The sequence below is a fragment of the Nitrosospira sp. TNL300 genome, assembly GCF_055385915.1.
In genome coordinates this window covers 1749375-1769118 of sequence record NZ_AP041005.1, presented here as the reverse complement: position 1 = coordinate 1769118, position 19744 = coordinate 1749375, and the positions used below count along the sequence as shown (strand labels likewise).

At 54.1% G+C, this 19744-nt stretch carries 14 protein-coding genes; 7 read left to right on the top strand and 7 right to left on the bottom strand.

The features are described from left to right. Positions 1–151: 151 nt before the first annotated feature. The gene (locus ACZ5BW_RS08145; protein WP_464538775.1) at positions 152–2272 is read right to left on the bottom strand and encodes a bifunctional diguanylate cyclase/phosphodiesterase; all 2121 of its coding nucleotides are present in this window, start codon (positions 2270–2272) and stop codon (positions 152–154) included. A gap of 205 nt (positions 2273–2477) precedes the next feature. Here ACZ5BW_RS08145 and ACZ5BW_RS08140 point away from each other — a divergent pair, with 205 nt between their 5' ends. The 4 genes from ACZ5BW_RS08140 (at position 2478) to ACZ5BW_RS08125 (ending at position 10590) form a co-directional block, all read left to right on the top strand. After that, a complete protein-coding gene (locus tag ACZ5BW_RS08140) occupies positions 2478–3422 on the top strand; it encodes a histone deacetylase family protein (RefSeq protein WP_464538773.1) in 945 nt (314 codons plus the stop codon). Between the two features lie 313 nt (positions 3423–3735). Next, entirely contained in the window at positions 3736–5061 is a 1326-nt protein-coding gene (locus tag ACZ5BW_RS08135) for an ABC transporter substrate-binding protein (protein WP_464538771.1), read from the top strand. A 4-nt stretch (positions 5062–5065) separates the two neighbouring features. After that, the gene (locus ACZ5BW_RS08130; protein WP_464538769.1) at positions 5066–9268 is read left to right on the top strand and encodes a PAS domain S-box protein; all 4203 of its coding nucleotides are present in this window, start codon (positions 5066–5068) and stop codon (positions 9266–9268) included. 83 nt (positions 9269–9351) lie between these two features. Beyond that, positions 9352–10590 carry an EAL domain-containing response regulator gene (locus tag ACZ5BW_RS08125; protein WP_464538767.1) on the top strand — a complete coding sequence of 413 codons (1239 nt, stop codon included), beginning with the start codon at positions 9352–9354 and terminating at the stop codon, positions 10588–10590. 150 nt (positions 10591–10740) lie between these two features. Here the strand turns inward: ACZ5BW_RS08125 and ACZ5BW_RS08120 are convergent, their stop codons facing one another. The 3 genes from ACZ5BW_RS08120 to ACZ5BW_RS08110 all read right to left on the bottom strand — a co-directional run bounded on the left by ACZ5BW_RS08120 (position 10741) and on the right by ACZ5BW_RS08110 (position 11871). Next, a complete protein-coding gene (locus tag ACZ5BW_RS08120; RefSeq protein ID WP_464538765.1) occupies positions 10741–11112 on the bottom strand; it encodes a VOC family protein in 372 nt (123 codons plus the stop codon). Positions 11113–11160: 48 nt separating this feature from the next. Next, positions 11161–11430, bottom strand: coding sequence for an RES family NAD+ phosphorylase (locus tag ACZ5BW_RS08115; RefSeq protein ID WP_464538763.1), 270 nt, complete (start codon positions 11428–11430; stop codon positions 11161–11163). Positions 11431–11502: 72 nt separating this feature from the next. Next, positions 11503–11871 (bottom strand): Mth938-like domain-containing protein, encoded by a 369-nt coding sequence (locus ACZ5BW_RS08110; protein ID WP_464538761.1) that lies wholly within the window; start codon positions 11869–11871, stop codon positions 11503–11505. Between the two features lie 230 nt (positions 11872–12101). Between ACZ5BW_RS08110 and ACZ5BW_RS08105 the strand changes: the two genes are divergently transcribed. The 3 genes from ACZ5BW_RS08105 to thrC all read left to right on the top strand — a co-directional run bounded on the left by ACZ5BW_RS08105 (position 12102) and on the right by thrC (position 16333). Further along, entirely contained in the window at positions 12102–13331 is a 1230-nt protein-coding gene (locus ACZ5BW_RS08105; protein WP_464538759.1) for a pyridoxal phosphate-dependent aminotransferase, read from the top strand. Between the two features lie 100 nt (positions 13332–13431). Beyond that, a complete protein-coding gene (locus ACZ5BW_RS08100) occupies positions 13432–14751 on the top strand; it encodes a homoserine dehydrogenase (RefSeq protein ID WP_464543675.1) in 1320 nt (439 codons plus the stop codon). A 148-nt stretch (positions 14752–14899) separates the two neighbouring features. Then, positions 14900–16333, top strand: a complete 1434-nt coding sequence (gene thrC, locus ACZ5BW_RS08095) for a threonine synthase (protein ID WP_464538757.1) — start codon at positions 14900–14902, stop codon at positions 16331–16333. 52 nt (positions 16334–16385) lie between these two features. Here the strand turns inward: thrC and ACZ5BW_RS08090 are convergent, their stop codons facing one another. The 3 genes from ACZ5BW_RS08090 to ACZ5BW_RS08080 form a co-directional block, all read right to left on the bottom strand. Further along, positions 16386–17162, bottom strand: a complete 777-nt coding sequence (locus tag ACZ5BW_RS08090; protein ID WP_074974533.1) for a gamma-glutamyl-gamma-aminobutyrate hydrolase family protein — start codon at positions 17160–17162, stop codon at positions 16386–16388. Between the two features lie 229 nt (positions 17163–17391). After that, complete coding sequence (locus tag ACZ5BW_RS08085) at positions 17392–18507, bottom strand: YbdK family carboxylate-amine ligase (protein ID WP_464538754.1); 1116 nt, start codon at positions 18505–18507, stop codon at positions 17392–17394. Between the two features lie 10 nt (positions 18508–18517). Beyond that, positions 18518–19726, bottom strand: a complete 1209-nt coding sequence (locus ACZ5BW_RS08080; RefSeq protein WP_464538752.1) for a cation:proton antiporter — start codon at positions 19724–19726, stop codon at positions 18518–18520. Positions 19727–19744: the final 18 nt, after the last annotated feature.

The following is a 19744-nucleotide window of genomic DNA, read 5'->3' as shown; positions in this document are numbered from 1 at the left end:
TTTATTCCTGAACTATGTCCTTATACAGAATTTATAGGCATAGCATATTTGTATGTGAACGGATAGCGTTGAAGTTTGCGGCGACCGCAGGGATAACGCTGCATCCGGGGAAAGGATTACGTTCACAGCGTCGCACTTTTGAATCAAAAAGCTATTTTATGGCCCTGCCGGCCATGCCATCGAAACCCAGTTTTATCAATGCCTTTCGCTCGGCTTCACTTTGGACGCCCAGCGCGATCGTTTTCATACCCAAGGCGTGAGCTTGCTCGCACAGATTTTTCAGGAATTTCTGGTTTGCTTTATTCTGGTTAATGCGATGAATGAAACTGTCGGTTACTTTAAGATAGCTTAGCCCGGCCCTGGCGAGACTTTCAATGCTGTCGAGATGGCGCCCGAAATTCCTGATACCAAGGTGGCAACCCAGCTGCCCGAAAACGTGGCAAAAATCGCAGAAGGCTTCGAACTTGCGAAAAGCACCATACTCCGGCACTTCGATCCAGAGTCGCCGGCACAGTTCGGGATGCGGACGCAGCAGTGCGTCAAGTTTATTGCGGAAACGATAGTTTGCGACTGTTTCAATCGATAAATCAACCGCGACCTCGCCAGTATTCGATTGCAGGAATTCCAGTGCGTGGCGCAATACCGCTACGTCAATGGGACCCGTGATGTTCAGGCGAGCGGCGATGTTGATAAAGTCGGACGCATCCAGCCAGCCGCCTTCCGGTTGAGCTTGCATGCGTGCAACGGCCTCCTGGTGCAGGACTGCGCCAGTGGGGTCGACAACAGGATAGAAAGCCAGCATGAAGCGGTTGGCAGTCAAAGCATCACTGAAAATGTGGCGCCAGTCGGCGATATTGAGGGAGACTGGAGAAGCCTGTCCTGATGGCGGGGCCGCGAGATGCCAGGCGTTTGCTCCGGTCTGCTCCGCCGTGGCCAGTGCTGCGTCTGCTCTGGAAAGAAGCTCGCTGAGCGTATCGCCGCGTTGATAGGGCACGGCTCCGATATGGCAGAAATCGGTGATCCTGTCACCGTCACGCAGCGGGAGTGCTGCGAGTTCCTCGGACAATCGCCTGGCAAATTTGGTCGCATTACTGACATCAGGAGTGAGAAGTGCGAAATCCGAGCCATTCAGGCGCGCAGCAAGCGGCGGAGAAGATGCGATCTCCTCGAATTCCTCGGTGATGCCGCCAATCAGTGACCCGACCCGATGAAGCAGTTCGTTTGCGCCAGCTCTGCCGAGTTTGCGGTTGATCTCTTCCAGATTATTGATGCGTATGAGGAAAAAAATTCCTCGCGTGCTTTGTATCTGGCCTTGTATCTGTCCTGTCGTCGCGTTTGCAACAGTTTCAGTTGGAGTGGAAGTCTTTTCCTCGTGCAGGACAACTTCACCATGTCCACCCATAGGGTGATATTCTCCCTCGCTGACCTCATCCTGGGTCGTGTCCTGTACTTCGCTGGCAGCCGAGGGTTTCTGTTCTATTTCATGGCCTTCTTCCCTGCTAATTAAAATCTGGCTAAGCTGGTTCATGAAGTACTCCCGTCGGGCCAAGCCTGTGACCGGGTCGAAGTTTATCTGCTTGTGCAAAGCTTCCAGGCGCTTGGCTTCTTCGATGCCGCGGTTATGCAGGCGTCTGATCATGTCATTGGTGGCGCGCGCCAAGCTGCGCAGTTCTGGTATGCGGGGTTCTGAAATAGTGAGAAAGCGGCGTTCCATGATCTCATCAGCCTGCTCGACCATCTCCGCCAGCGGTTTGTGGATACGCTGCAATATCATCGCCCCGATCAGCACACATACGATCGCTGCACCCAAAAACCAGAGCATCAGGGTTTTCGCCTGCTCCCAGAGCGCCTGATGCGCGAGCTGAGCCTGGCTGACCACCTTGATCACGCCAAAATGCAGTAAGGCGTCCGATACCTGGGCTTGACCCGGTGTTGCACTGATTGGAAAGAGACGAGTGAACCATCCGGGAACAGTCGTTTCTATCTTGTTCTGCACGCGTTCTGTGATCAGCTTGCCATCGGCGGAGGTGATTGAAATTGCCTGGTATTGGCCACTATCAAAAAATGCAGCGATTTGAAGACCGATGGTGATAGGGTCCTTGCGGAGTTGGGAAATCGAATATGCGAGAGAATTCGCGCTATCGATGTTTTTGCGGTGAAGCTGTTGCTCCAGATAGCTTCGTGTGCCAAGCAGACTTACAAAAAGGCTACCGGTAAAACTTGTGATGGTCACCAGGATAACGGCTAACCATAGTTGTCGAAAGAGAGACATTGAACGCCTTATTGTTTTAGACAGCGTCTTCAGGACAATGTCCTCCGCGGGCGCGATGACGGTTTCATCAAGGAATTATCAACCTGCGGTGGATTCCTGAGTTATGAGATTAGCACGGAGTGGACAGGGGTTCAATTTGCAGAAAACACATCCTGAGAAGGCAACGAGACGAAAGGCAACGAGACGACATCAAGAGAGATAGCCCATGCCGCCCACTTCCCATACTGCCTTCATTTCCCATCCGGATTGCCTGTTGCACGAAATGGATTTTTATCATCCTGAAAGTCCAGCACGGCTGAAGGCGATCGAGGACGAGCTATCTGCTTCAGGACTGATGGAGAAGCTGAGACATTATCCGGCGCCATTAGTGACTATCGGCCAACTGGCGCGTGTGCATACACAGGAACATATTGCAAGGTTGCAAGCAGCAGCCTCCCGTGCAGTTTCGGGAGGTTTCATGTACCTCGATCCGGATACCGCCATGAACCGCCATAGCCTGCGAGCGGCTTATCGGGCTGCGGGGGCAGCCGTCCTCGCTACTGATCTCGTGATTGGAGGAGTGGTGGAAAATGCGTTTTGCAGTATTCGCCCTCCGGGCCACCATGCCGAACGCGAACACTCGATGGGTTTCTGCCTCTTCAACAATATTGCCGTAGCGGTTGCCCACGCGCTTGAAACACATGCTCTGGAACGGGTCGCGGTGGTGGATTTCGACGTGCATCACGGCAATGGTACGGAAGATATCTTTCAGCACGATCCGCGCGTCATGATGGTCTCGACATTCCAGCATCCGTTTTATCCTTATAGCGGCATCGCAGGCCGCTCGGAGCGGATGGTCAATATTCCGCTGCCGGCAGGGAGCAACGGCAAGGTATTTCGGAAAGCAGTGGATGAATTCTGGTTGCCGGCGCTGGAAAGATTCGAACCGCAAATGTTGTTTGTTTCCGCTGGTTTCGATGCTCATGCCGATGATGAGCTTGCTTCTCTGAATCTGGTGGAAGACGATTATGCGTGGGTAACTGAAAAAATCAAAGAGGTTGCCCGCGTTTATGCAGGGAAACGTATCGTGTCGGTGCTGGAAGGCGGGTATGCGTTGGCTGCGCTCGGACGAAGCGTGGCAGCACATATAAAAATCCTTATGGAGTGCTGACAGCTCAAAACGTGCCCTCCAACGCCCACTATTCCAGGTACCCCTTCGACCCTTCCGGTTTGTCCTGAGAGCCCTTCCTCAAGCATGCCCTGAGCCTGGCGAAGAATTCAGGGTGAACGGGAGTGAAGGGCTCAGGGCGAACGGAGAAGAGGTATACAGGTCGAATAGGAGGAGGGTCAGGTCGAAAACAGGGGATTTTTGTTCAGGGGAATTTCCCCGAAGGCGTTTCGCTATTCTCCTATCAAGTCTATGATGGAAATAGCAAGGGAGGGATCAGACACGGTATTTTCCGCTCATATCGAAGAGGGTGGCATTGAAGGGCAACCATAAACTGGGTATTCCCCTGATTCTGTTAATCGTTCTCGCGGTCATGGTGGGGGCGGTATGGCAATACTTTGCCGGAAGTAAGCCAGGCATCAGGATAGGCGTATTGCACTCCCTCTCGGGTCCAATGGCCGCAAGCGAGAAACCACTGGTCGATGCGATACAGTTGGCTATTGAGGAGGCCAATGCCACAGGAGGTATACACGGTCATAAAATTGAAGCTGTGGTGGCGGATTGCAGGTCGGACGAGGCTCATTGCGCCCGCGAGGCCGAACGCCTGATTCTCGAAGAGAGAGTAGAGGCATTGTTCGGTTGCTGGACTACTACCTGTCGCAACCTCGTGAAACCGATCGTGGAACGGCACGATCACTTGCTGTTTTATGCGCTGCGGTATGAGGGCATGGAACAGTCGCCCAATATCGTCTACGGAGGTGCTGTGCCAAATCAGTTGGTGATGCCTGCCGTATACTGGGCGCTGGAAAACCTTGGCAACCGAAAACACCTGGGTACAAGGGGTAAGCGAGTCTATCTGACAGGATCGGATGACATCTTTTCGCGAGTCGTGAATATCCTTATCAAGGATCTTCTGGCAGCAAACGGCGCAATCGTGTCAGGAGAGCATTATCTGCCTCCGGGGTTCCAGGACATGGACTCTCTCGTAGCGGATATCGCGGAGCAACACCCCGATCTGATTCTGAGCACCATCGCGGGGGCCGACAATGCAAGTTTTTTTCAAACGCTGAACAGGAGAGGAGTCACAGCGGAGAGCATTCCGGTATTGTCGTTCAGTGTTACCGAGGTCGTGTTGTCGGCCCAGGATAAGATACCGATGACCGGACATTATGCTGCGCGCGCTTATTTCCAGACCATTCCTTCACCGGAAAATCAGTCATTCGTTCAGCGGTTCTGCGATCGCTATGGGGAGAACGCCGTTATTGACAGTCCGACAGAAACCTCCTACGTCAACGTGCACATGTGGATTCAAGCTGCCTCCGAGGCGGGGTCAGGTAATCTGGCAAAGGTACAGAGATTGATATTGCGTCAGAGCCTTCCTGCTCCGGAGGGGGTCGTGGCGCTTGATCCGGTTACGCGTCACGAATGGAAGATGGCTCGAGTTGGCAAGGTGCGGGAAGACGGTCAATTCGATATTGTCTGGGACTCCCTCCGGCCGCTGGAGCCATCGCCATTCCCGTCCTACCGATCGCGTGAAGAGTGGAACGCTTTGCTGGAAAAGGCACTGAACAAGCCCTCAACGTTGCAGACCACGCAATTCATGGGAAAACCCGTAGGCGGTTCCCCGGAGCCGGGAGGGTGAGACGATGATACGCTTTACCTCCCTTACACAGCGTTTTGCTGTCTGGTTTGTAGCCGTTTCCCTGCTGCCTATCCTGATCATCGGTTATGCCCTGTTGCGCACCTTTGAGACGGAGGCGGAAAAAAGTGCGATTCAACAGGTGTCAGCGATCGCCGACATGAAAGCGGAACAGATCGACAGCTATTTGCGCGAGCGTTTGCTGGACGCGAGGGTGATCCAGACTACCAGTACGGCGCGCATGGCTATGCGGGATTTCAGCCGTGTATATGCGAAGAGTGGAGTAGATTCCGATGCCTATCACCAGCTCGATGCGTTTTATCGCGAACAGTTCAAGCGCTTCGTGGAGGATGCAGGGTATTACGATCTGTTCCTCATCTCCCCCCAGGGCGAAATCGTCTACAGTCAGGCCCATGAATCGGATTTTGCGACGAGCTTGATTACAGGGCCCTATCGAAACAGCAGTTTTGCCCGGCTTGTGCGCGCCGCACTCCATACCTTGCAGGGGGGCGTCTCGGATTTCGAATACTACCCGCCCTCGAAAGGTGCGATTGCGGCCTTCATGGCATTGCCCATCATCGTTGATGGAAAACTGGAAGGTGTGCTGGCGTTGCAAATCTATAGCGAACGCGTGTTCGAGGTTGTGACTGATAATGTGGGACTGGGAGCAAGCGGTGAAACTGTCGTAACACGTCTTCTCAATGATCGCACTGCGCTTGTGATTGCGCCGCTCAAGCATGAATCCAATGCAGCGTTGGAGCTCAAGATACCTTTGACAAATCCCCCATTTTCAATCGCTATTCAGAGCGGATTGCACGGAGAGCGCGGGGGCGGAGTGAAAATGGATTACCGCAACAAGGAGGTAGTGGCCGGCTGGCGTTATCTGCCGCGCATGAACTGGGGCATCGAGGTCAAGATGGATGCGGAGGAAGTGTTTGCTTTCGTTCCCAGGGTGCGCAACTACAGTTTGATCATCCTGGGCTTCACCCTGATTGCCGCCATGCTGGGAGCATTGTTGTTTAGCCGGCGCGTGGTCACCACATTGAAAAACCTCAGCCATAGCGCGCAGCACATCACCAGCGGAAATCTGAAGCAGCGTGTTCCCGTTGCCGGATGGGATGAAATCGGTCAAATGGCCAGCACTTTCAATACGATGACTGAGCGCCTGACCGCCAGCAATCGCCAGCGTGACGTAGCCGAAAAAGATTTGCGCCAGCTCAATCAGAACCTCGAAAACCGTGTTGCCAAACGCACAGCTGACCTGGAACAGGCGAATGCGGTGCTTATCAGCAAGGAAGAGGAAATGCGCTCGATCGTGGAGCACATGGTGGATTGCATCATTACGATCGACGACAAAGGCATAATACGCTCGGTCAATCCCGTTATCGAAAAACTCTTCGGTTACACTCGGGAGGAGGCAATCGGTCAACCTATTTCCATTCTGATGCCCGAACCTTTCCGCAGCGGTCATGAGGGATACGTCGAAAGATACTATCGGACAGGGAGGGGCCGGTGTGAATTCGATCACATTCTGACGCTGGAAGTAGAGGGCGTGCATAACATTGGCATGGGCCGCGAAGTCGAAGGCCAGCACAAGAATGGCGAACTCATTGATCTGTACGTTGCGGTCAGCGAATACTTCGTTGGCGGGAAACGTTATTTCACGGGCGTTCTGCGCGATATCCGCGAACGCAAGCGGGTCGAACAGGCTCTGCGCAACAGCGAACAGCGTTTTCGAACCATCGTGGATAATCTGGCCGCGCTTGTTGGCGAAATGACGTCCGAGGGAGTGTTGGTGGAGATGAATCGTACCGCCCTGGAGGTGGGCGGCCTGCAGAGCCGGGATGTCATTGGCAAGTGTTTGGCCGAAACCGGGTGGTTTTCCTATAAGCCGGAGGTGCAGCAACAGATCCGCGACGATATCCGGCGGGCAGTGGCGGGTGAGATCGTTCGCCATGACGTCGAGATACACATCGCCAATGGCGATCTCATGACAATCGATTTCATGCTGGTGCCGGTGCGTGATGATAAAGGCAAGGTGATCAAGCTGATTCCGTCCGGCATCGATGTCAGTGAGAGAATCCGGATTCTCAAGGACCTCGAGCAGGCCAGGCATGATGCCGAGCAGGCCAACCAGGCAAAATCCATCTTTCTTGCGGCCATGAGCCACGAGATACGCACCCCCATGAATGGTGTGATCGGCATGGCTGACGTCCTGCAGCAGACCAGCCTGAGCGGTTATCAGATGGAGATGGTCGATCTCATCCGTGAATCGGCTTTTGCCCTGCTGGAAATCATTGAGGATATCCTGGATTTTTCAAAAATCGAGGCGGGAAGATTGGAAATCGAGCAGGCGCCGATGTCCGTGGAAAAAGTTGTGGAAAAAGCATGTGCCATGCTCGAAAGCCTGGCTGCCAGGAAGGCAGTGGAACTTACCCTGTTTCTCGACCCGGCGATACCTGATGAAGTTCTCGGTGATGCACTGCGGCTGCGCCAGGTGCTCGTTAATCTTGCCAATAACGCCATCAAGTTTTCCAGTGGATTACAGGAGCCGGGTCAGGTGTCAGTGCGCGCGCTGCTCGTTGACCGCGGCCAGGATACGGTAACGGTGGAGTTCGAGATAACCGATAATGGCATAGGTATGAACGAGGAGGTGCAATCGCGCCTTTTCACCTCTTTTACTCAAGGCGATACATCAACTACCCGGCGATACGGTGGAACCGGGCTGGGTCTGGCGATTACTCATCATCTGGTTCAGTTGATGGGAGGTAGTATCCAGGTGCAGAGCGCCCTGGGTGAAGGTTCGGTTTTCACTGTGCGATTGACGTTTGACCTCGTTCCTTCCTCGCACGTGGAAGATAAGGTTATCGATCTCACCGGCGTCTCCTGCCTTGTAATCGGTGCTGAAAAAGGTTTGGCGGACGATCTGGCGGTATATCTGAGATACAGCGGTGCGACTGCAGAGCGGATGATCGATTTGCCAGCCGCGCTCAAACGGATCGAGACGCTTCCGCCGGGACTATGGCTGCTGGTCATGGACGCCGGACATGAAACACCACCGCTTGAAGAATTGCGTGCTGCCTTCCGTTCCCGCCCCGACCTGGACCCGCATTTCGTAGTCCTCGAGCACGGTCATCACGAGCCTGATATTGAACCCCGCTTTGTCGTCATCCGCCGGGGACGCAGGCGGCATGAGCGTACCGAAGAGGTCGATACTGTTACGCTGGATGGCGATGTCATGCATCGTGACGCCTTCCTGCGGGCGGTCGCACTCGCGGCCGGAAGACTGCAGGAGGAATTACCCCCACCGCCATCCGAGGAAGTAAAGGCGGTGGCATTGCCGTCGCGAGAAAAGGCGCTAAGTGAAGGCCGCCTTATCCTTGTCGCCGAAGATAGCGAAATCAACCAGAAAGTGATCCGGCAGCAGCTTTCTCTGCTGGGTTATGCGGCGGATATTGCGAAGGATGGACGGGAGGCGCTCAAGCGCTGGGAAAGCGGTAACTACGCATTGCTGCTGACAGATTTGCACATGCCGGAAATCGACGGTTATGAATTGACTGCGGCAATTCGCGTCAAAGAGGGGGAGCACGGTGCTGCGCGCAAGCCCATTATTGCCATCACGGCCAATGCGCTCAAGGGTGAGGCTGAACATTGCCGTGCCGTGGGAATGGATGACTATTTGAGCAAGCCCGTGCAGCTATCGCATTTGAAAGCGGTACTACAGAAGTGGTTGCCTTCCCCTGCCAGCACTGAATTGCTCGAACTGGCTCCACCAGGCTCTACTGCGCCGGCGCCTTCCGCCACGGCCACACCTGTTGCTCCCGCTACGCCCGGGGAATCTGCTACTACCGGCGCCTCCGCTCTATCTACGGTTGCGGCAAAACCTGTCGATGTCAGTATCCTTGAACAGCTCGTAGGTAACGACCCCGCCGTGATCAGTGAATTCCTCCAGGATTTCCGGGTGAGCGCACGAAAAACAGCAGATGAGTTGCGAGCAGCGTGGCAGGCAGGTGATGGGAAAACAGCCGGCAGTATCGCACACAAGCTTAAGTCCTCGGCTCGCTCAGTAGGCGCATTGCAATTGGGTGAGTTGTGCGCTCAAATGGAACAGGCGGGCAAGGCGGGTGACATGACCCGGTTGAATGAGCTATTGCCATCTTTCGAATCGGAATCTGCTGCTGTGGATAAGTACATCGGGTCATTGGCATAATGTCGTCGTCTGACAGAAAAGTTGCCTCCAGCGACGTCCGGATTCAGCAACCTGACTGAACAATAACTGAAAAGATAAACGTTATGGTCGAACGATCGGCAGTGAAGATTCTGGTGCTTGATGACGAGTCTTTCATGCTCAAGCTGTTGAATCGCGTTTTATCCAACCTTGGATATGGCTCGATCACACTTTGTGACAGCGGGCGTGCCGCACTGGAAAAAATAGCCAATGCAGACGCTGATACAGTACCCAATGTGATTCTGCTGGATCTCAACATGCCCGAAATGGATGGGATCGAGTTCGTGCGGCATCTCGTGGATCTTCACTATCCCGGCAGCCTCATATTGGTCAGCGGTGAGGATGAGCGCATACTTCAGACGACTGAAAAACTTGTGCGCGCTCACAAGATTCCCATACTGGGTTACCTGCATAAACCAGTGACACCTGACGCTCTGGCCGCCATGTTGGGAAAGTGGGGATCGCCTTCCGCCAGTGTCCCTGGTACAACGAAGAAAGTCTACAGCGCGGATGAGCTTCGTACTGCCATAAAAGGGGGTGAACTGATCAACTATTATCAGCCCAAAGTCGCAGTGGCGAGCGGTGAAGTGGTCGGCGTAGAGACACTTGTAAGATGGCGTCACCCGACAGATGGAATAGTATTTCCGGATCAGTTCATTGGAGTGGCGGAAGCTTCGGGTTTGATCGATGATTTGACTCAGACCGTATTTACTGCCGCTATGATCCAGGCGAAAGCCTGGCAGGAAGCCAGGCTGCCGCTGCGGACTGCCGTTAATATTTCCATGGATAACCTCGCGTCGATCGATTTCCTGAACTTTGTAGCGGAAGCGGCGGCAAAGGAGGGGATAGCGCCCCAAAATGTGGTGCTGGAGGTAACTGAAAGCCGACTGATGCAGGATACACGGGCGCCACTTGAGATTCTGACGCGGCTGCGGTTGAAGCGTTTCCGCCTTTCCATTGATGATTTTGGCACAGGACATTCATCACTGGCCCAGTTACGCGACATTCCCTTCGACGAACTAAAGATAGATCAGGGTTTCGTACACCGCGCATCGATGGATGAAACCCTGCGCGCAATTTACGACGCGAGCTTGTCTTTGGCTCGACAGTTGAATATGGAAGTCGTGGCGGAAGGCGTGCAGGACCGGGAGGACTGGGACCTTCTGCGCCGTACCGGGTGCGATCTTGCACAAGGAACTTTTGTCTCGCGCCCCCTGCTGCCGGAGGAGATACCGGGCTGGATAGAACTGTGGCGGGAGCGGGTTCGAACCGAACTTTTTCCGACGGAAGATGTAAAGGAATAACCGGCAGAGCGGCAGGGCAGGAGCGATCTCTGCGGGACGGGAGTGTCCTCATTGAAGCAGCAACAGGGCGCACGCAGGTTGTGAGCTGTGAGAGGAAGGCAGCGGGAATTACTATGAAGTCCGCTTTCTGGATGAAGCGGGGGGATGAGTTTATTGCATGGAATGTAATCCGATCATATTGCCCTCGGTGTCGAGGACCAGGGCGATGAAACCATATTTACCGATGGACATTTTTTCCTTGAAAAGGCGTCCACCATGCTCGGCAGCACGACCGGCTTCTACCGCACAGTCCTCACACTTGAAATAAACCAGGGTGCTGCTTCCGCCGGACGGGCAACCCTCCATTTTTGCCAGCGCGCCCGCCGCGCCATAGCCTTCCTCTGACATGGGGAATGCCCACAGTTCTATATCAGGGCTTGGTATCCGCTCGAGCTTTCCTTGCAGTACGCCTTCATAGAAGGTTTTTGCACGTTCCATGTCCTGCACATAAATTTCAAACCAGACGACTGGATTGGTTTTCATGGCGTTACTCCTTGATGTTTATCGTCATCCCATATTTGCGGTAAATCCTCACCGGAAGCGCGCGTTGTACATCCAGCGCCGCTGCTTTTTTGCCTGGATTCGCGAAGCCTCCGGGTGAGCGGGATTGACAAGGATGTTTTTTTCTTCCGGCACGATGACAGATGGCACGAGCAGAAGTGCCGAACTTTCGGTCGTGACCCAGCGATCTCCAGCATCAAGGCTTGTTATCCCCGCCGGGATCGCATCCCACCTTATATGATCCTCCGGATTCAGGATGACGGCCGCCTTCCAGACATCGTCAGGCACCTCGATCGACACGAGGTATCGGTTGAGAGGCAGATCGCTCGCGTTGAGATGGGTTTCGGGTGCACAGGCTGAGTGGGCGATCAGCTAAATGAGCAGTGCTGCTGCCACACGCCGTTCTTCCGCCGATAATATGTTGTAAGTGCGGCAGGCGGCGGCGGTATCCATCACTTCTATGCCAATGCCGGACTCGATCAGGCTTCTGGTAAGTTGCGGATGGGGAAAACGCAATGTGACGCCCGTTCCGAAGAGGACCATTTCCGGTTGCAGCGAGAGGATGAACTGAAAGTGTTCGGTGTTGAGTTCCTCGAACGTTTTTGCCTCCCACTCTTCAATCAGGCGATCGGGCAACACGATCAGGCTATGATCGTAGCGTACGTGATTGATCATGACGTAGTCGGTTCCGTAACCAGTAAACAGGTTGTGCCCGGTAGGACCGGAAAGATGCAGTTTCACACAATACTCCATTTGCGGCAGTTTAGCGGGTCGGGTAACATTACATCTTTTTCCCGTCGCGATAAAGGTTTTGCGTCGAATAAAGCCGGAACGACAGAATCTCTTGATTTTCAATGCTCAACACTCGCCGGCGTTCCCGGTCACGGCGTTTTCCATCTGAACCCGGCATTGCAATGATCCTTCGCTGACCTTTGCTGTAACGCTTCTACCACCCATCTCTCCCATATCTGATGCAGCCCATCCTGAAATCCAGCAAGTTGGCCAACGTATGCTATGACATTCGCGGGCCGGTACTTGACCGGGCGCGGCAAATGGAAGAGGAAGGGCACCGCATCATCAAGCTCAATATCGGGAATCCGGCATCATTCGGTTTCGAAGCTCCCGAAGAAATTCTACAGGATGTGATGCATAACCTTTCCGCCGCTTCCGGTTACTGCGATTCGAAAGGACTGTTTGCGGCACGCAAGGCCATCATGCATTACACGCAGGAGAAGCGTATCGAGGATGTCCGGCTGGAGGATATCTACATCGGCAACGGCGTTTCAGAACTGATCGTGATGGCAATGCAGGCGCTGTTGAATACGGGCGATGAGGTTTTGATTCCTTCACCCGATTACCCGTTGTGGACAGCAGCGGTGGTGCTGGCTGGCGGTACTCCGCGCCATTATGTGTGTGACGAGCAATCGGGCTGGTTGCCTGATCTGGAGGATATTCGCTCGAAGATTACCTCGAACACCCGTGCGATCGTTGTCATCAATCCCAATAATCCGACCGGTGCGCTTTATTCAGACGAAGTGTTGCGTGAAATCATCGAGATCGCACGTCAGCATCAACTCATCGTCTATGCGGACGAAATTTACGACAAAGTCTTGTACGATAATGCGACCCACACTTCGATTGCTTCCCTGGCGGATGACGTGCTGTTCGTTACATTGAACGGATTGTCCAAGAATTATCGTGCTGCGGGATTTCGCTCGGGATGGGCAGTGGTTTCCGGAACAAAACACTATGCCAGTGACTATATCGCTGGTCTGACCATGCTGGCCTCCATGCGGCTGTGTGCAAATGTTCCTTCGCAGTTTGGTATTCAAACGGCGTTGGGGGGGCATCAAAGCATCAAGGATCTGGTCATGCCCACTGGGCGGCTTATGCGGCAACGCGATCTCGCTTGGAAACTGTTGACGGAGATTCCGGGTGTATCGTGCTATAAGCCACGGGCCGCAATGTATCTGTTCCCGCGTCTGGACCCCGCAATCTATCCGATCGAGGACGACGAGCAATTTGTACTGGATTTACTGCTGGAAGAGAAGGTGCTGCTGGTGCAGGGTAGCGGTTTCAACTGGCCGTATCCTGATCATTTCCGTGTTGTATTTCTACCTAACAGTGACGACCTGACCGAAGCCATTAGCCGCGTTGGAGGTTTTCTGGCCCGCTACCGCAGGCAGCACGGAACCGGGTGAGGCAAACTCAATCTCTGTAAACGAGAACGCCGCGTACGAATAAAAGTCTCTTTCAGCAAATATGGCAAATATGTCCGAAAAATTCATCATTACCGAAGATATGAAACCTATCAACGTGGGCCTGTTGGGGGCAGGCACTGTCGGTAGCGGCACGTTCGCCGTGCTCAAACGCAACCAGGAAGAGATTACGCGGCGCGCCGGTCGCAGTATCGTCGTTCGCATGATTGCTGATCGAGAGGAAGAGAAAGCCCGCCGGATTGCAGGCGACGATGATGTCATCGTCACGCGCGATGCGAATGAAGTGGTGATGAATCCCGATATCGATATCGTGGTCGAACTGATCGGTGGCTACACCGTGGCCAAGGATTTGATACTGAAGGCCATCGAGAATGGCAAGCATGTCATTACCGCCAACAAGGCATTGCTTGCTTCACATGGGACCGAAATCTTCGCCGCGGCGCAGAAAAAAGGCGTGATGGTGGCATTCGAAGCGGCGGTGGCCGGAGGCATTCCTATCATCAAGGCCCTGCGTGAGGGGTTGACTGCCAACCGCATTGAGTGGATTGCCGGCATCATCAATGGCACGAGCAACTTCATCCTCTCGGAAATGCGGGATAAGGGGTTGACGTTCGAAACCGTATTGAAGCAGGCGCAAAAACTGGGCTATGCCGAGGCCGATCCCACTTTTGACATCGAAGGTATCGATGCGGCGCATAAACTCACGATCATGGCCTCGATTGCCTTTGGCATTCCGATGCAATTTGACAAGGTATATACCGAGGGTATAACGAAATTGACCCGCGAGGATATCCGGTATGCGGAGGAACTGGGCTATCGCATCAAGCTGCTGGGCATTACGAAACGTACGTCCGGAGGAATCGAGTTGCGTGTGCATCCGACACTCATCCCTGCTCGCAGGCTGATCGCCAATGTCGAGGGTGTCATGAATGCCATCGTGGTGAGAGGCGATGCGGTAGGCTCTACTCTCTATTATGGTCCGGGCGCAGGCGCTGAACCTACAGGGAGTTCAGTCGTGGCAGACCTGGTGGATGTAACTCGCATGCACACAGCCGATCCCAAGCATCGCGTTCCTCATCTCGCTTTCCAGCCCGGACGCCTGTCAGATACGCCGATCCTCGCGATGGACGAGGTGGAAACGTCTTATTACCTGCGGCTGCGGGTCATGGACAAACCTGGCGCCCTAGCCGATATCACGCGTGTGCTTGCCGACCTCGGCATTTCCATCGAAGCCATGATGCAGAAAGAGCCAAGCGAAGGCGAAGACCAGGTGGATATCATTATGCTCACCCATTTGGCAGTGGAAAGGAACGTTAACGACGCTATCGCCCGAATAAAGCGATTGCCCATAACAACGGGCAAGGTGACCCGCATCCGACTGGAGCATCTGGGCAGCAAATAATTTCCAGAACTGGTTGCAATCTATACTGCTTCGCGGGTATGACGAGACTTGAGGAGCCTATTGCGAAAATTCCTCATCCCGCTTTCATATTTTATGCATCGCGTCACTTTTACCTTTTTGCGAATTTGTACAAGGCGGATTTAGGATAATGCTCTACATTTCCACTCGTGGCGGCATGCCGCCTAAAAAATTCTCCAGGATTCTTCTCGGCGGCCTTGCTCCGGATGGCGGCCTGACGATGCCGGAAACCTATCCGAGGTTCGATAGCGCCCAACTGCAGGAACTGCGTGGCATGGATTACCGGGAACTCGCATTCGAGATCCTTTCGCGTTTTGCGGATGACATTCCTGCCCCGGACCTGCACGACATCATTGCGCGAACCTATACCGCCCAGTCGTTTCAAAACGATGAGATCACACCGCTTAAAACCCTGGAACCGGGGCTGCACATACTCGGTTTGTCGAATGGGCCGACGCTGGCTTTCAAGGATATCGCCCTGCAATTACTGGGCAACCTGTTCGAGCACGCGTTGGACAAGAGTGGCGAGCAATTGAATATCCTCGGTGCAACTTCCGGCGATACCGGGCCGAGCGCAGAGTATGCCATGCGGGGCAAGCGCAGCATTCGTGTGTTCATGCTTTCGCCGCATGGGAAAATGAGCCCGTTCCAGACAGCTCAAATGTTTTCCCTGCATGATCCGAATATTTTCAATATCGCGATCCGTGGCGTGTTCGACGATTGCCAGGACATTATCAAGGCTGTCAGCAATGATTATGCGTTCAAGCAGAAATACCGTATTGGTACGGTTAATTCCATAAACTGGGCGCGCATTGCCGCTCAGATCGTTTATTACTTCAAAGGTTATTTTGCCGCCACCCGCTCGAATACAGAGCAAGTATCTTTCGCCGTGCCATCGGGAAATTTCGGCAACATTTGCGCTGGGCATGTGGCGCGCATGATGGGTCTGCCCATCAAAAAACTGATACTTGCCACCAATGAAAATGATGTACTGGATGAATTTTTCCGGACGGGACATTATCGCCCGCGCACAACCGTTGAGACTGTCCAGACCAGTAGCCCTTCAATGGATATCTCCAAGGCCTCGAACTTCGAGCGCTTCATTTTCGACCTGGCTGGAAGGGATGCCGCCAAAGTGAAGGAATTATGGCAGGCAGTAGATGAGGGAGGCGCCTTTGATCTCGTCAATACGCCTCTGTGGGAGAAAATCGAAGACTTCGGTCTTGTATCAGGAACCAGCAGTCATGCAGATCGAATCGCAACCATTCGTCGAGTGCATGATCGGTATGGGCTGGTGATAGATCCGCATACAGCTGACGGTGTGAAAGCGGGATTGGAACATCGTGACGCCAATGTGCCGCTGATCTGTCTTGAAACGGCATTGCCCGTCAAATTCTCGGCAAGTATTGTCGAGGCAATCGGACATGAGCCTCTGCGCCCGGCCGGGTATGAGAATATTGAAGAAAAAGCGCAGCGCTATGTAGTCATGGATGCTGATGCGGGGGCGGTCAAGGCATTTATTGTGGAGCAGGCGGGGCAGGCCCAAACCGCGGCTGCGGTATAGGCCAGCGATGAGACGGAAGGTGGAGCGCCAGTAAATATAAGCGCGGGGGGCATTATTCGCGCTGCTTTTCGGCTGCAGCAAGAAAATCATCCAGTATGGGACCGGAATCGAGCAAGTCTGTGGCGGGGCCATGGAATTCGGGATGCCATTGGAATCCCGTCACGTAGTTATCTCCGTGCATGCGTATTGCTTCGATGATGCCGTCAGACTCGGACACTGCCTCGACCATGGAATCCCGTCCCAGTTCCTTGATTGCCTGATGATGTATGCTGTTGACAAGGTGTTGGTAGCGATTGCCGTAGAGCCTCGCCAACCGGGAATTTTCTTCAATCAGCAACGCATGCCGATGCTGGTCATACAACACTGCATCTACGTGAATGAGGCATTCTGGGCGATCCGTCGCGATATCCTGGTACAGGCTTCCACCTAACGCTACATTGATGAGCTGGAGTCCGCGGCAGATACCTAATACCGGTTTTCTTTGTACCACACATTCCCAGAAAAGCTCCATTTCGTAAAGATCACGCACCCGGTCGCCGGACCACTCCGGCCGGTGAGGTGTTTCACCGTAGGAAACGGGAGATACATCCGCCCCGCCTTGCAGCACCAGGCCGTCGATTTCCCGGACGTAGTCGCTTATACGCACATGAGAACGCTCGACGCCGCCGGTTTCTATTGCCGGCAACATGAATGCCAGCGCTCGTCGGCGCATGATCCAGTGGGCGACAGTCTGTTCAAGGTATTGCAGGGTTTTATTGCGAAAACCCAGTTCAGGGGGCGGTTGATGCAGGATACGGGGTGACAGGCCGATACGTAACGGGCGGGGCATCTCAGGTAACGGATGAGTCCTCAGAAATATGAATGTAATTAGATTTTGGAATTTCCGCGGTGTTCTTCGTTACATATAGCTAGCCAGTGTGGTTAATACGCCCTGGATAACTTTGCGCCCTCCTTATAGTGGCCTAGCGGCAATCGAGCCGACGTTGCGCTACTTTGTTCCGCTGGTTTTTCTCATCGATCCGTTATCTAACTGACAGTTTTGACACTCCTCACGAGAATCAGTTTCCCATCCATAATTCGGCTTGCAATTGCATGACGTCGGCAAGGTTGTGCTCGCTCGCATAAGCCCTGCGCTGCCAGCTTGTGCCGTTGCCGACGATGAGTATTTCGCGGATGCGTTCCATCGCTTCCACCGCGCGCAGTTCTCTTGCGTGGTCGGAAATGTGTTCAAGCATCTCCATTATATCTTCCCGGATACTGCGCTGCTGGTGGGTACGAGGATCGATAAAGACGCCTTCCAGGCCAAAGCGGCATGCCTGGAAGCGATTGAACGTATATACCAGATAGTCATCCTCTTCGGGTGCCATACGCTGTTCCACCATGATGTATCTGGACATTGCCTGGATATAGCAGGCAATGGCAGCGGCAATCTCGACTGTAAGGGGCGTGTCGCACACTCTCACCTCGATGGTACCGAATTCGGGCTTTGGCCGTATATCCCAGTAAAAATCTTTCATGGATTCGACCACTCCCGTTCCAGCCATCTTGGCAAAGAATTTTTCGAAATCATTCCAGCGCAATACAAAAGGCGCTCTTCCACTTAACGGAAAGGAAAAAACGGAGTTCAGCCGCGCAGAGGCAAAACCGGTATCATGCCCCTGCACAAACGGCGAACTGGCTGACAGGGCAATAAAATGCGGAATGTAGCGCGAGAGCATATGCATCAGATGCAGCGCTTCGTCCGGACCGGGACAGCCGAGGTGTACGTGCTGTCCGAATATCGTGAATTGTTTAGCCAGATAGCCATACAGTTCCGAGAGGTAATGAAAGCGCGGCGCATCGGAAATCTTCTGCTCGCTCCAATGCTGGAACGGGTGAGTGCCTCCGCCTGCAACAGCAACGTTGAGAAAACGTCCGGCATCGGAAACGACATCCCGCAGGGCGCGCAGCTCCGCCACCAGCCCCGCATATTCCTGCTGCACCGAGGTGTTGATTTCGATCATGCTGCGCGTCATTTCCGGCTTGATTTCCCCGGGATGGGTGCGTTTTGCTACGCGACGCAAAATCTCGGGTGCAGAGGGGGCGAGGTTGTAATCGTTGCAGCCGAGCAGCTGCAGTTCAAGCTCCACTCCTATGCTCAGGGGACGGGAGGGCGCGAAGGGCATCAGGCTCATGGCATCAGGCTCATGTTTTTTTTTCCGGTGTTTCTCCGGCTCTTCGCAGGGCAACTTGCACCAGAATAGGTCCGGCCAATTCAAGTATGACGATCCAGCTCATCAGCACCATTCCAAGGCCGAACGCGAATTCGGGAAAATCGATTGCAGTATCCATTGTCAGCAGAAGCGCCACGCTTGACATGGGGACCAGTGCAATACCGAGTGATATCGCCTGACGCCAGCCAATGCCGCTGTGGGTTGCCAGCGGTAGTACGGCCAACAGCTTTGCAATGATTCGTACGACGATTAGCAGCAGAACCAGTAAAAAGCCATCCCGCAAGCCTCTGAGATCAGCGGCCAGACCATTCGCGATAAACATCAATACCACCAGAACAGCGCCCGCGGAGCCGAAGTGCGGGGGGAACGTGCGGGTGTGTTTGCGCTGGTAGCGGGTGATCAATCCGGCAGCAAGCAGGACAAGGATCGGGCTGAGCCTGAGCGTCGAGGCCATGATGGTGGCAAAGGCGATCATGCCGAACAGGATGAAGGAAAAAGTCTCCTCGTGTTGTCCCAAGTGGTGATGGATGCGTTCGAAGGTAACGCCGAACAACCATGCCAGCAACGCGGATCCCCCGAGGAGATAGAGCGGGGGGAATATGGTATGCACGAAGCTCGTGCCCGCCTGACCGTGCATGACAGCAACCGCCAGCTTGTGGAAAATCACCGCATAGATGGTGTTGAGCGCTGTCATGAGCAAGAGCCGATCGGTTACCTGACCCTGAGCGCGAGATTCCGTTACGGTGCGCACTATGATAGCGGGCGAGGTTGCGATTGCGATGGTTGCAACGACGGCAGCGGCAGTGCTGGTAACATCAAGCCATACCAACACCGAGAAGACAGCCCCAAAAGTAGTGATGGCTTCGAGAAGACTGGTGCCCGCAAGCCACGGGTTGGCTTTCAGCCAGCGCAGATTGACCTTGCTGCCCAACTCAAACAGGAGAATCCCAAGTGCGAGATCAACTACCAGGCGCCATTCGTCCACGGGGAGTTGAGGGATAAGACCCAATCCACCTGGCCCCAATACCGCGCCAATGCCGATATAGCCAACTATCCGGGGGAGCCTCAGATGACGTACCAGTGCTTCGCCCAGAAGTACAGCGACAACGAGTGTGAGCGCCAGCCACAGCGCTGGACTGATTTGAAGCGGCCACGCTGGAAGATAATCAGACCAGGTCATGCGTTTATGATCAAGTAC